At 49.4% G+C, this 13,430-nt stretch carries 13 protein-coding genes and 1 pseudogene; all 14 read right to left on the bottom strand.

Features of this window, described 5'->3' with window-relative positions; translation table 11 throughout:
* Positions 1–15: 15 nt before the first annotated feature.
* The 14 genes and pseudogenes from ACGG90_RS07790 to ACGG90_RS07855 all read right to left on the bottom strand — a co-directional run bounded on the left by ACGG90_RS07790 (position 16) and on the right by ACGG90_RS07855 (position 13,307).
* Complete coding sequence (locus tag ACGG90_RS07790) at positions 16–549, bottom strand: biotin transporter BioY (RefSeq protein WP_265906404.1); 534 nt, start codon at positions 547–549, stop codon at positions 16–18.
* A gap of 142 nt (positions 550–691) precedes the next feature.
* Positions 692–1,669: pseudogene (locus ACGG90_RS07795) on the bottom strand (IS30 family transposase); the annotation flags it as partial.
* 137 nt (positions 1,670–1,806) lie between these two features.
* The gene (locus ACGG90_RS07800; protein WP_265906406.1) at positions 1,807–2,172 is read right to left on the bottom strand and encodes a hypothetical protein; all 366 of its coding nucleotides are present in this window, start codon (positions 2,170–2,172) and stop codon (positions 1,807–1,809) included.
* 82 nt (positions 2,173–2,254) lie between these two features.
* Positions 2,255–3,019, bottom strand: a complete 765-nt coding sequence (locus tag ACGG90_RS07805; protein WP_265906407.1) for an SHOCT domain-containing protein — start codon at positions 3,017–3,019, stop codon at positions 2,255–2,257.
* Positions 3,020–3,052: 33 nt separating this feature from the next.
* The gene (locus tag ACGG90_RS07810; RefSeq protein WP_390407955.1) at positions 3,053–4,042 is read right to left on the bottom strand and encodes an IS30 family transposase; all 990 of its coding nucleotides are present in this window, start codon (positions 4,040–4,042) and stop codon (positions 3,053–3,055) included.
* A 271-nt stretch (positions 4,043–4,313) separates the two neighbouring features.
* Positions 4,314–5,237 carry a conjugal transfer protein gene (locus tag ACGG90_RS07815; RefSeq protein WP_274784926.1) on the bottom strand — a complete coding sequence of 308 codons (924 nt, stop codon included), beginning with the start codon at positions 5,235–5,237 and terminating at the stop codon, positions 4,314–4,316.
* Positions 5,234–5,767 carry a hypothetical protein gene (locus tag ACGG90_RS07820; RefSeq protein WP_390407956.1) on the bottom strand — a complete coding sequence of 178 codons (534 nt, stop codon included), beginning with the start codon at positions 5,765–5,767 and terminating at the stop codon, positions 5,234–5,236. Before ACGG90_RS07820 ends, ACGG90_RS07815 begins: the two co-directional genes overlap by 4 nt.
* Positions 5,768–5,776: 9 nt before the next feature.
* Positions 5,777–6,772: a bifunctional lytic transglycosylase/C40 family peptidase gene (locus ACGG90_RS07825; RefSeq protein WP_390407959.1), complete on the bottom strand. Its 996-nt coding sequence runs from the start codon at positions 6,770–6,772 to the stop codon at positions 5,777–5,779.
* Entirely contained in the window at positions 6,769–8,862 is a 2,094-nt protein-coding gene (locus ACGG90_RS07830) for a CD3337/EF1877 family mobilome membrane protein (RefSeq protein WP_390407961.1), read from the bottom strand. Before ACGG90_RS07830 ends, ACGG90_RS07825 begins: the two co-directional genes overlap by 4 nt.
* The gene (tcpF, locus tag ACGG90_RS07835; RefSeq protein ID WP_390407963.1) at positions 8,849–11,314 is read right to left on the bottom strand and encodes a conjugal transfer ATPase TcpF; all 2,466 of its coding nucleotides are present in this window, start codon (positions 11,312–11,314) and stop codon (positions 8,849–8,851) included. Before tcpF ends, ACGG90_RS07830 begins: the two co-directional genes overlap by 14 nt.
* Complete coding sequence (locus tag ACGG90_RS07840) at positions 11,298–11,690, bottom strand: conjugal transfer protein (RefSeq protein WP_265906414.1); 393 nt, start codon at positions 11,688–11,690, stop codon at positions 11,298–11,300. Before ACGG90_RS07840 ends, tcpF begins: the two co-directional genes overlap by 17 nt.
* 61 nt (positions 11,691–11,751) lie before the next feature.
* Positions 11,752–12,249, bottom strand: a complete 498-nt coding sequence (locus ACGG90_RS07845) for an antirestriction protein ArdA (RefSeq protein WP_057821181.1) — start codon at positions 12,247–12,249, stop codon at positions 11,752–11,754.
* A 3-nt stretch (positions 12,250–12,252) separates the two neighbouring features.
* Entirely contained in the window at positions 12,253–12,474 is a 222-nt protein-coding gene (locus ACGG90_RS07850; RefSeq protein WP_003606383.1) for a hypothetical protein, read from the bottom strand.
* Between the two features lie 98 nt (positions 12,475–12,572).
* Positions 12,573–13,307 (bottom strand): DNA-methyltransferase, encoded by a 735-nt coding sequence (locus ACGG90_RS07855; RefSeq protein ID WP_265906415.1) that lies wholly within the window; start codon positions 13,305–13,307, stop codon positions 12,573–12,575.
* Between the last annotated feature and the right edge of the window lie 123 nt (positions 13,308–13,430).

A 13,430-nucleotide genomic window follows, 5' to 3' on the forward strand; every position in this document is an offset into this window, starting at 1 on the left:
TGTTGATCTTGGGGGTCAAACAAATGAAACGATTGCCTTTTTTAGTCCTTCATATACTGCCGTTACAAGTATCACCTTTATGATTAGGGGAATAAGGAACGGGAAGAAGCCAATAGAGAAGGCTTTTAAAATTGAGGCATGCATGAATAACTGAATCCAAAGCGTTCCAAGGAACAGTTGAGCAATCGCCCCAATCGCGTTCATAAGAAATACAGCAAATGCCGATTTATCAGTTACTTTTAACAGTAGCGAGGTTATGAGTGCATAAACTAGAAAGGCCCATATATAGCCACCAGTTGGTCCTGCTAATACAGGTGCTCCGCCGGAAAGACCGGCAAAGACGGGTAAACCAATGGCGCCTAGAATGATATATGCCGATACGACTAAAACCGAATAGCCTGGGGACAACATGGTGGCGATGATGCCTACTGCCAATGTTTGGAGCGTTATTGGAACGATGGGAAGCGGAATGGTTAGCTGTGAGCAAACGATCAATACTGCTAACATCAATGCTGAGAGACTCAAATTGTGTGCTTTATTAGTTGTCAAAACATCCTCCTAATTTTAATGTTCTCTATTGGTTCAATGAAATTCGTTCTATTTCTGATACTCTGATACAGTGTAAGAATGTTCTGCGGGCAATTGCCCTCAAGTTTAAGTTGCTACGTTTTGCATCCTTGAATTGTAAAGCTAAGTGGAACATCTCTGACCAGAAGACTTCCAGTGAAGATTTCCATCCGAACATCTTGCGCGGCCGGGTATTGATTTGCCACACCATTCGGTTGATTTCTTCGTCTGTGATCGTAGCGATGTCTGTTCCCTTGGGAATATATTCCCTGATCAATCCATTTGTATTTTCGTTGCTTCCTCTAGCCCAAGGTGCGTGGGGATTGGGAAAGTAGAATTCCACTTGATACTGGTCCGTGAGCTCTCCATGCCGTCCAAACTCTTTTCCTCGATCAGGAGTGACTGTATGCAGAATTTCATGTGGGATCTTTGCGAACATTGCTTTCAATGTTTCAAGCACGGGCAAAGCCTTCCTACCTGTGGCTCTTTGCGCTAATAACAATCGGCTACGTCGGTCAATCATAGTGACCAGAACGTCACCACCGTCCCGGCCAACGACAGTATCAAGCTCCCAGTCACCAATGCGAGAACGTATATTAGCTGCTGAGGGTCTCTCAATCAGCTTGTGTGAAATCGGAATCTTGCCTCGTTTCTCGACGTAGCCTTTCTTATGTCTTGTTTTACCTCGGTGGTGCAATTTACGTGCAATTCCTCTTGCGCCGTGACTTTTAGGCATACCAAGGTTATTTCGATGTATTTCTCGGTAGATTGTGATGAAACTAAATGGGCTAGATCCATTGGCACGTTGGTAGTTTCCAACGATTTGTTCTGGGGACCAATGATCTTGGATGGCATTAATAACAGCACGTCGTAGCTCAGCGTTCTCAAAAATACGTGGACGGCGACAAGCCTTACGCCTCTTGAGATAATCTTTCTGTGCCGCTAAAGCCTTGTATTCCTTGATACAGCGATGGATTTCTCTGGAGATTGTGCTAACACTACGATTTAAGCGCGTCGCTATTTCGTGAAAAGATAGTCCAAGTTGAATAAAAGACTCTATACGACCGCGTTCAATAGCTGTAAGCTGGTTGTAATGGCTCATTAGGAAACCTCCGTAAGATGATGTTCTCGACAAACAACATTCTACGCTGTCTCCTAGTGGGTCAGTCTTTTTTCTTAGTGTTCCACTTCAATTGTAAATTCAAGTCCAATAAAAGCCCCAAGTAGGGGCTTCGATTATTACTTAGTTGCTTGTTTACGTAGTGCAATAAAGTGCCAAACGAAGAAGCCAACACCAATGACGAATGAAACCCAACCCCAGATTTGCAAGTCTGAATATACATGCGCGTTGCTGATCGCGAATAACCATGAAATGATCATCAAGACAAGACCGGCAATGTCACCACCAAGCTTTTCTGATTTGCGAGTGGCAATATAAATAATTCCAGAAGCGATGAACAGGATTGCTACCACAAAGCCAGCACTTCCACCCACGTCCTTTGACTTATCAATAGCATTACCAACACCCACGGCGCATGATTGTAGCAAGATAAACAAGGACAAAACAATCTGCAAAATCCCAACAACTAATTTTGTTGTTTTCAATATATAATGCCTCCAAAATATTCAGCTTTTATAGTCGTCAGTATTTGGACTGATTTTGAGTCACAGAAAGTGATTTTACAGGTTATAACCCTAATAGCTGCTTCTTTTTTGTGGAAAATTCCTCAGCAGTGATAATACCATCATCCAATAACTGCTTATATTTTCGAATTTCCTCAACAGGGCTCGAGGACGATGTATCGGTTTTTGAATTCGCCGACGTACGAGATGACGATTCACTTTGGTCATCGCTATCGTCCTTGTTGATAACTTCCATATTTACATGAAAAGACATCAGCCTCTGGTAATCTCTAGTTTTTGTTAAAAGAATAATTTGAACGTTTTCACCAGTGGCAGCATTTGTAAGCTTGACAATAGTAGACGAGTCGTCCTCAATCCGAGAAGTGATTGTTGACGCTTCGCCAATAGTGGAGCTGCTTCCCTTTGTTTTGTCTTTTCCAGAATGGCTGCCAACGATAGCCCCAGCAACAGTGCCGACACCTGGGGCAAGAATTGTCCCTATTACAGCTCCACCAAATCCATGTTGATGCTTTTTGGTTTTGGATTTGCCCTTGGTATCTGATTTGCTTTTGGTAGTTTGAATCTCATTATACCTTAGTCCTGCAAATTCTATGCCTGTTATCCAAAAGTGGTCCGGATTGTTAAGCCCGAAAATAACGGTATTATCTTTTAATTGGTAAATTCTGCTGCCGAATCCAGAAGCGCCAACAAGTTCGTGGCCGCTCACAAACTTGATGGGTTCCTCCAAAATGACTTCTGCTTTTAGGGCTATTTTGGCTTGTTTGCGTTCCTCCTTTTCTTCTGGTGTGAGTGAAGATGCTTCGTTCAATTTGTTTCCGGCTTCTTTAAGCTTGACGAATTGTCAACTCAAGTGCAACTTTTTACCCATGAAGACTTCTGATGGCGTCTTCCAGCCTAAGACCTTGCGTGGTCGATTATTCAGTTGTTCAATGTAAGTCTCAATTTCCTGGTCGCTCTGAAGGTCTAGGTCTGTGTTCTTGGGAAAGTATTCTCTAATCAGTCCGTTGGTGTTTTCGTTAGTTCCTCGTTGTTGAGGCGCGTGTGGGTCAGGAAAGAAGACCTTTGTATTCAGACGTTCTGCCAGCTCCCTGTACCGGGCAAACTCCCTTCCACGGTCAGGAGTCACTGTTCTTACTCGGTTAGCTGGTAAGGCACCAAGCAGCTCAATCATGACGTCTCTAACAGTGTCAGCTTTTGCGTTGGCCGTTCGCTTCGAAAGCAGATAGCGTGATTTACGGTCAACTAATGTTACTAATGCAGAGTGTCCTGTTTTACCGCGTACTGTATCGCCTTCCCAGTGACCAAACCAGCTGCGATTTTCTGCCGACCGGGGTCGGTCGTGAATTGATGGCACGTCATTGAAGCGCCCCCGGCGTTCATTTATGGTGCCTTTGATTTTGCGCGTCTTGCCTCGGTGTCGAAGCAGCCTTGGTAGCCCGCGAGCACCATGGCTCTTCAATGGAACGCCGAGATTATCTAGGTAGATACCTCTGTAGATAGTCGAATAGCTGACGCGAATAGGACTGCCTTCTAGTGACAAGCGACCGGCAATCTGCTCAGGCGACCAATGTAGCACCGTGATATATCGAATGACAGCCCCCAGTCGATCGAGGATCCGAGGACGCCTGCTAGCCAAGCAAACCCGCCGGTAGCGGTCCTGAGCGGTGGCTGCCGAATAGCTCCGCCAGCCGCCGTTACGTGCAATTTCACGGCTGACTGTACTCTTGGAACGACCTATCTCTTTGGCGATGGTATCAAGAGTTTTGCCCGTAGAGATACCAAGCAGTATCGATTCACGGTCTTTTAAGGTAAGATGGGTGTACGGACTCATAGTCGAGTTCTCCTTGTAGTTGGTCTTGTGGTGATTCCATTTTACAAGGACTCAGGCTATGAGTCTTTTCTATTTGACTAATTTGTTGCACTTGAATTGTAAATCCGTCATCTAAAAAGGGTCTAGCATCTCCAGTGTTGATTACTACCAACACCAAAAATTCTAGACCCCGTAAAGTCCGCGACCGTGACACTGCTACGCAAGCAGAATAACGACAAGACCCGGCACGACCCATGCGCATGCTTGCGTGGAGGCCGTGTCGGGTCTTTTGTCAGATACCGTCAGTGATAAACCAATTGTTGCTTTGCTTGGATAGGGTCAGGGTGTATTGCGAGACTTGGCTCATATCATTGTCAGTGTCGAGATACTTCACTGATAAGGTGACAGTCAGACCGCGCTTAGTCTGCTTAAAGACCGGATCTAGCAGTTCCACGAACTTGAGATTGCGTTCGATAGGCCGCGTGCCGTCCTTGACGTAATACTTGAGTTCGTTGCGGTCACTTTGTGGATACAAAGCAAAGAACGTCTTGAGAAACTTAGTTACGTCGTCTGCGGTGCTGCTAGCTACCGTGTTATCAGATTGGGTGTCTGGTAACTTGATTCGAGCTGTTGCTGGTTCCGCAGCAACGGTTGGGTTCTTGGTGACCACCATATCGCCGTTGTCATTTTGCATGACGTTGATGGTGTAGGTGCTGGTCACTGACTTCTTGTCTTTGCCCTTGGTGAGGTCTTGCTTCACCGTAAATAGTACGCGGAACGTGTCTTTGGCTGTCTTGCTCACGTCCCAGACCTTGACCTCACTCACTGTGGCTGTGGTGGGAATATCGCTCCGCACCGTATCCGCGTTCAGCGATTGCAGTTGTTCCACAAGATACGGCTGCAAGGCTTTCTGCCGCTGATCGAGGGCTTCATGGCTCGGCTGCCACGAGTAGTAGAGCTTAGCGAAGTCGGTAGTGAATGTCGCCAAGGCGTGCGTGTCGATCACCTTGGTCTTGATCACTTGGACTTCATGCACCGTGTGGGTGTCGATAGCGGTCATGTTCTTGTAGACGCCGAAGCTGGTGCTACCGATCAATACCGCCCAGCAAAGCAGCGTGACCGGACGACGCAAGCCGCGATGTCTGATCTTAGGCGGCTTTGGGACGGCTGGCTGTTTCTTGAACCAGCCTTTCTTTTGATTTTGATCTTTATTCAAGGTTTGTTCACCTTGTCCTTTCTTTTTTCATAGCAGCGGTAAAAGTCATTGTAAATATCGAGAAACCGTACGAACAGGCGTTGCAGCGAGATTCGTTTGTAGCCTTCATAGTCGGTTTCGATATACTGACCGAGTTCACGGTCATTGTTGAAGTATTCTTCGGCCAAGTAGCGTTCGCGGTTGAGGATATACTTGCGGTCTTCTGGTGCTAACACTTTGCCTTTGAGCCATCGATCAACGGCTACTTCATGCGCGACAGCGAGGCGATACTCGCGTCGGTGGCCGTATTCCATTTCCGGCATTCGATCAACGAAGCGATCAAGAACGTGGCACAAGTCGTCGGTATTGGGCAGGCGTTGTTTGAAGAACTTGATGCGTTCCCACTCGCCTGACGCAAAGTCGAGTTCCTTGTTGCGTAGTGCGCGGTTGTCACCGAATTTGAGATCGACGTGTGCCTTTTGCAGTGCATCGTCATAGGTGTTGGTGATGAGATCCATCCAGTCAAAGTAACCGATACCGTTTTGATCCATTGGCTTCACCTACTTCTTCACACGCCCAGCGCCGATCAGATGGGCTTGCCAATAGCTTGAGTTCAAGTCAGCGTAGCCGAGCGGATCACCTGCGTTGTACATCTTCATGCCGCCGACATAGATTCCAACGTGGGTCACATAGTCGGCAGTGTCATAGGTTGAGTGGAAGAACACTAAGTCACCGGGTTTGGCGTCTTTGATGTTCAGGTGTGCCGTGGCGTCGTATTGTGCTTGAGCGGTGCGGGGGAGTTTGATCCCAGCTTTGCCGTAGCACCAACTGGTCAGCCCGGAACAATCAAACCCTGTTGTCGGTGTTGAGCCGCCGAACACATACCGCGTGCCTTGATATTTGAGCGCTTCGTCCATGATCGCTTGCACCGTTTTGTCGTCAAACTTTGCGCCACCAGTGACAAGGTATTGCGAGATGACCGACACGTAGTACATATTCCCATAGGCATAGCGCCAACCGTCTTTGGCTACTGCGTTGGTGTAGGTGACTTTCTTACCACCAGACTTTTCTTTAGCAAAAGATGTTGCCAGCTCCAGCGTGTATTTTTTGCCGTGCTTAGCAACGTAGTCAATAAAGCCGCCACCGTAGTTGTAGCTTTGAATGGCAGTGTTGAGATCCACGCCCGCAGCTTTCATACTTTTCAGCAGCGATGCGAAATACTTCACGCCTTGTTTGATTGACGCTTCGGTATCTAGCGTATTGACCGGCAGTCCCAGCGATTCACTAGCTTGCATCACGTCGCCGCCTTTGCCGCCAGATTCAACCTGCATGATGGCGAGTATCACCATCACTTGGTCTGAAATGCCAAACTCCTTGCAATACTTTTCGACCGTCAGCTTGTGCTTGTAGACTTCAGCGGATAAGTTCATTGCGTCGGCTGTGATCGCAGAGGTAGGCTGGTCTTCGTCGTCATCAGAGGCAACGACCGCAAAAAACAGACCGCCAATCAACAGTATCGGGAGTGCGGCAAGCGCTAACCAGCGCCATAGTTTCATCGCTTCTTATGCCCCTTAGCCTTTTTGATCCGCTGTGGCTTTGGGTTGCGTGGCTTGGCTGGCTTTTCGGAAACGAGGGTCAGTGGTTTCTTGGTTTTATCCGTTGGCGGAGTGGGTTCTTGGTGTGGTGTGATGGTGGGATCTGCTTGCGGCTTCGTGGCTGGACGTGGAGGCCGAGTTGATGTTGGCTTCTTGGCAGCACGCTTAGGTTGCCCACTGGTATCAGTTTGTTCCGGCTTTGGCTTGGGAGGGGTGGCAGTTGTTGGCTTACGAGTTGGTTCAACCGGCGGCTTGGTAGCCGTTGGTTTTGGCTTTTCAGGATCAGCTTTAGGCTTGATCGCGAGCTTGCGTTCTTGCATTTGCTTGCGCCGCTGCTCAAGCTGTTTGTCGCGTTCCTGCTGATTGGCCTCACGCCGCCCCTTGAAGCTGTCCTTCGCAGTTTCGGCGGCCTCCTTAGTCAGTTGCTTACCACGATGCAGACCATATAAAACGTTGGTTGGTGCGTCCTTCACCTGATCAAGGCCGCGTTTAGTCTTGTCCTTGAGCTTGTTGCCGACATCAGATACATCGGCAAGTTTCTCACCCAGTCGTTGGCTGCGTGGCTTCTTGGGTTGTTGCGGTTTCGTGGCGTCCGCAGTCTGTTCGCGTTGCGTTCCTGTCGGGAGCTGCGGTGTTCCGCGCCCCTTGCCATAGCCCCGCGACAAGAAGCGTCCGGCCATTGCGCCACCCATGGCACTACCGACGAACTGTCGTAGCATGCGGTTCCCACGACGCGAGAAGCGTTGTGCGCCTTGCTGGGCGTCAGAGCTGTGTAGCTGCATCATGCCCATCAGGTCGCCGAGCTTCATCCAGATACCGGCGAAGATGGTAACTTGCAGGAAGGCCACGAGGAAGAACGGTGAGGTGGCCGATAATCCGTAGACCATTGCCGATAGCGAGAACGCCATCGTGATCACCAGCGTCACGCCAACTCGTGTCATGATGGTGTTAAAAAGCTTCATAATGTTCTGCTTCATCAATCCGTTAAAGGACGGCAGCATAGCGAGTAAGAACGACACCGGTAAGAACGTCGCGTAGATGATAAAGAGTATCTGGCTGAACAGCATCATTGCCGTCAGGAAGAAGACAAACAAGGTGATCGCAATGTTGAACAGGACAACAAAGGTCGTGGTACCAAGGCGATTGATCGTCATAGTTGGCGAGAGATTCTCGTTATCGTTGTCTTCAATTTCAGCCTTGACCACGTCGGTACGGGTTTTGCCTTTGTCGCCAAACGGGTCGGTTTTCATTAACGTGTTTACGCGATCCTTGCCAACGGTATCAGCGTCGCTGTCGCCAAACTGCAAAAGTGTCCACGGCTGCTTCACCTGAATTTCAAACAGAGTGTCACGGATCGCGTCGACGCCTGATTTATCGGTGGCTGTATCAGTGCCCATAATCATCTTGGAGCCAGTGTTGAGCGCGTTGGTGCTGATGTCTGAACTAAACTCATTGATTTTGCTGACGTAATCTGGTGCGTAGGCGATAAAGCTGGCTGACGTGATGAAAATCACTACGAAGTTGACGATCGCCGAAATGGCTTTAGAGGTTTCACGCTTGATGATGCCCGTGTAGGCCACATAGATACCGACGACGAGTGTGATCATCAGGAGTAAGCCCGGGTAAAAGCCGTCAGTGGTGAAGCCATCTTTTGACACCCCAGCCAAGAGCTGCATATTCTTCCCAATCGCGTCAGACGTATCTTTGATAAAGTCCAGCGAGTAGGCTTGCTGAATTAGGTAGCCCGCAGCGTTTGAGAGGTAGACAGAAAGTGTCCACAAGAAGTTGGTGATGGCATACAGGCCATAGCTCACAGACTTGCCGATACCATCGCCCCAGTTCCACGGGAGCCAGTCCCAACTCGTATCTACAAAGTAGTCGAGCTGGTAGTGCGACAGCGGGTACTTGGAATACTCGTTAGAGCCGCCAGACTGATCGTCTACCAGTCCCGCTGCGTGTACCGGCTGCCCACCGGCAAGTACCAACACCAACATGAATGCCGCGACAACACCGAGGAACAGCAGTAGCCGCCGACGGTTAGCTTTCGTCATCAGCAATCACCTCCACGGGTTTCGGTGGCCGAGTGTCGAAGGCGTGGTGTAGGTGCTCAAAGATATAGTCGAAGTGCAGCACGCCGACGTGTCCCCAGATGTCTTGGAACAAACACTCCCCGTTGTCTAGTGAACGGAGCCGGTTCTGATTACCTTCGTCTTCGGCATCAAGGCCAAAGAAGTTCAGCGTGTTCTTGATTTCCGTAATGTCGGTACTACGGAAGGCAAACTTCTGGGCTATATTGTTCTTCATCTTTTCGTCGAGTAAGTCGTCCGCATTTTGAGTGACGAGGTAGACCCCGGCATTCATGGAGCGGCCTTCACGAATTAGCTTCATGGACAATGCCTTACCCTGTGCCACGTTCAAGAAAGCCCAAGCTTCGTCCAAGTCCACAATCTTGAACTGGGCGCGGTCTTGGTGAATGAAGTCGATCGCAAACGTGCTGATTATCATGAGCATGGCGACGGATAACATTTCCGCAGTGATATATTCTTCCTGCGTCTTGTCGGCATCCGGCAGCACTAAGTCTGCGATTTGTACGATGTTGATTTTGCGGTCAAGCGCGATTGTCCGCCGCGCCGTTCCGTCAGAGAACAACAATGCCGCAAAATCGTAGTCCGTGAAGGATTCGATATGATCGGCAATGTTGCGCGCAATAGGCGTGTCTTCGCGGCGGAGTTCATCAATGACTTTCAACAACCCCGGTTCGGGTGCTTGCGTCACCGCCCGAATCGCCTTGCGCAGCGTCGGGAAGCGGTCGGCGTCGCGGCTTGAGATCCCCGTGAGGAAGGTTAGGGTGTCAACGGCCAACGATTCTGAATCTTTTAAATTAGACAAGATGATATAAGGGTCAAGCAGCCCACGGTTTTGTTCCTCACTGGTCAGGTTGACGATATTGATCTCGTTTTCCATAAAGTCTAAGTTCTCCGCCCAGCCGGTACGTTCCGACTTGGGATCAAGAATCAATGCCTGTGCCCCGTAAAGCACGGCGTAGTAGACGAGCAGATTGTTGGAGAAGGACTTACCACCACCCAAGCTACCAAGGAAGGCGGCGGATAAGGCATTGGTAACGGTACCCTTGATACCTTGCGCGGCAATATCTGGTTGGAGGTACACGTTCCGTCCAGTGTCTACGTTATATCCGATGTAGATACCTTCTTTTTCACCGAGCGATTGCGTCGCACCAAAGCCTAGCGAGGCGATGAAGTCGCTGGTCACGTACTGGATATAGTCGTTGATATAGCGTTTCGAGGCTGGAATAAACTCACTGTGCAGCCCCAGCATGTCGCCGAATGGTCGTACGAGCTTGATGTTGAGGCTGTCGTAGAAGTCGAGTAGCTGATCAGCGCGGCGCTTCATTTCGTCTTCGGATCGCCCAGCTACGCGAATGACATAGCTGATCTTGTACATCGCGTCCTTGGTTTGGTCGAGGTTGCTTTCAAGTTCATCGACTGAATCTAACGCGTCGCTGACGCCACGTGTCGTTTCGTTGCCGGACTGATAAGCGTGTTCGTCGAGGTCTTTCAATTCTTTCTTCTTGTTGCGTACCTTGGTCAGAGCCTTTTTGTTCGTCACGATCTCAACGTTCAAGCTGGTGTCGATTGGAAAATCGAACTGGCTTTGTTGGAAATAAAAGATTTCACTGCCGGGAAATTCGAGTTCACCCACGATGTCGGAAAGCGTCAGGTACGTCACGTAACTGCTATCCAGCCCGTGGGTGATCTTGATTGAGCGCTGGTGCTGCTCAATCAGTGAGCGGGTTGGCTTGATCAGGTCATAGCGCTTGATAATTGTGTCGTGCTTGGACTTCTTGCGGGGCAAGTGATAGTCATAGTCATCGTAGTCTTGACCCGTCATGCCGTATAAGTGCTCCAACAAGTAGCCGAAGTCGTTCTTATCGAGCGGACGGACTTTGAACCGGCGGCCAATTTTTTCGGCAAGGAACTTAGCGGACTTGGCGTAGCGTTCCACCTCTGCGTTGTTCATGGTGAAGAAGTCACCAGCGAACGTTGTGTTGAACTCGGCGAAGAAGTCCCGAATGCCTAGGGACATATCCTTGAAGATGGACTTAGCGGTGACCTCTGCGTCGTTCAGCAACAGCTTAAAGCCGATGAAGAAGCGGTAGTCCACTTGGTTGTCCCCGACGTTTTCGGTCAATGCTTCGGCTTGGCCGTCGATGTGCTGGAAGGCGATGTCTTTCAGCGACCCCTTGACCAACTTCTTCGAGCGGTCGAGAGTGTCCCGAACACTGGCCTCGGTGGCAAGCTGCAATAAATGGAGTTTGCCGTCGCGATTCTGGGAGATCAGTTGGCGGAAGTTCTCATGGACTTGTTGTTTCTGTTCAGGGCTTAGAAACGAGTAGTTGTACGGAATCAATTCAAAATAGGCAAAGCACTCGCCGTCAGCGTTCCAGACGAGATTGTCTTCGATATACTTAATTGGAAATTTCATTGTGGTACCTCCAAACGTAGGTCACAGCAGCGATTTGTTTCTCTTTCTGCGACTTCACAGGTTTACCAGCATAGGTGAGCTTCGGGGTAATGGCGTAGTTGATCACCGACCGCAAGAATCCCATTGGCTTCTTGTTGTCGAAGGTCTTCTGGCTCATGAACCACGTTAGCCCAGCCGGAATGCCGACGTACTTGAGAAACGCGCCGTCAATGAATGATAGTGGCGGCAAGTCGCCCAGCAACATGACCGCAAACAGACTGACGATGAACCACGTCATTTGCGTAAACGTAATTGGGAACGGTAGTTGCAAGTCATTGATGGCATACAGCACCTTTTCCACCGACCAGATGCTGGTGTAGGATCTGACTTTCTTCATGTGATCTCCTTTCGTAGTGAGATAAAAAGGCTGACGCCTTTTGCAGCGCCAGCCCAGAGAGTTAGTCTAATAATTGGTAGATGCCGTAAGGTGTTTCAACGAAACCTCCTTCAATTTCGAGGTCACGTCCGACCTTGGCATAGTCGATATAGTTTTCGACTTGTGGCGGAATGTCGCCGAACCAGCCTTCATCAGCTAGTTCTTCGGCCAACTCTGCCATGTTCGCGACGTGATAGCAGGCGATGTCGTCCTTGTGGGCAGCGAGTTCGATCACGTTGTCGTACCACTCGCCGATAAGCTCTTTGATGGCCGGATAAATCTCGGTGCCTTTCAACGCTTCAACGGCTGCAGCAGCTTCATTGATCTCGCCAATCGTTGAATACTCACTAAAGACAACAGGGCCTTCGTAGTCCTGAACCATGTATTCTTCATACTGATCGTTCAGCCCCAACTTTTCTGCGAGTTCCTCATTGTTGATTGGTGGCGTGAACCATGCGCCGACAATCTCACCCTCGTTATACTTGCCAAGATTAGCAATAAAGACTTTGATGTCGTCCATCGGCTAAGCCCCCATGACGCGGTTGAAAAGATTCAGCAACACATCTTTGACCCCAGCGGTGTTGAACACCAGCCCGACAGCGATGATCGCGATAACGAGAAAGCCGATCAGCTTGGAGAACTCGCGCTTGAAGCCAAGGTACACCCCGATAATGGCAATCGCCATCAGCACCAAGCTCTGGGCGTTGGAGGTGAACCAGTTAAACAAGTTTTGTCCGAAATTCATAATAATCATCCTTTGATTTTTAGTTTTGTGACTAAGGCTCCTTTCAAGATTGCCGCTGTTTTGGCGCGGTCAGCAGCGACCGGTTCATGAGTGACGAATCAGAAAAGCTCGGTCTGGGTTGCGTGGTGGTGCTTGATACGATCAAGGGCACGCCGCCAGTATTCTTCGCTAATTTCATAGCCGATGAAATGGCGGTCGGTGTCCATTGCCGCGATTGCGGTGGTGCCAGATCCCATACAGTTATCCAGCACGATCTCGCCGGGCTGGGTGTAAGTCTTGATGAGGTAGGCAAAGAGATCGACAGGCTTTTGCGTCGGGTGCCAGCCGGTGCGATCAGACTTGTAGTTGAGCACGTCAGACGGGTAGTTTGTCCACTCTTGCGTGTAACTGTCAGGTGCGTTCCACGGGTGCAACTGATTGGAATTTTCATACTTACGCGAGTTGACGATTTTGTTATAGGGGAGCAGTCCTTGAGGAAAATAATTCATGCCTTTGGTGTCAGGGGAGTTACCAAAGTTGGCCGTACCCGATTTTGAGAAGACGAGAATCTCCTCGAACCGGGATAGCGGACGGTTCTTGGCATTGACGAAGTTTGTAACTGTATTCTTGATCCAGACCCACTTGTAGCGATACAAGGCTGGGTTTGATTTCACTAGGTCCGCAGAGAACCGTTCAGTTGCGGTGAGTACGATGGCACCTTGGGGCTTGATGAGCCGTTCGTATTGACCCCAGAGGTATTCAAACGGGATCACCTTGTCCCAAGCGTTGGCTGTGGTGCCATACGGCAAGTCGCACAGGATTATGTCGATGGAGGATGTCGGTAAGTCCGCCATGCCTTCCAGACACTCGCGATTGTAGATGACGTCTAGTTCGATTGCGTTGATACTCCTTTAGTTGAATTTATGACCATCACTCCTTTTTGAATTGCGATTGTTTTGTCACGGTCAATCGCGACC

Origin of the sequence: Lacticaseibacillus jixiensis (assembly GCF_042847315.1) — a bacterium.
Taxonomy (GTDB): domain Bacteria; phylum Bacillota; class Bacilli; order Lactobacillales; family Lactobacillaceae; genus Lacticaseibacillus; species Lacticaseibacillus jixiensis.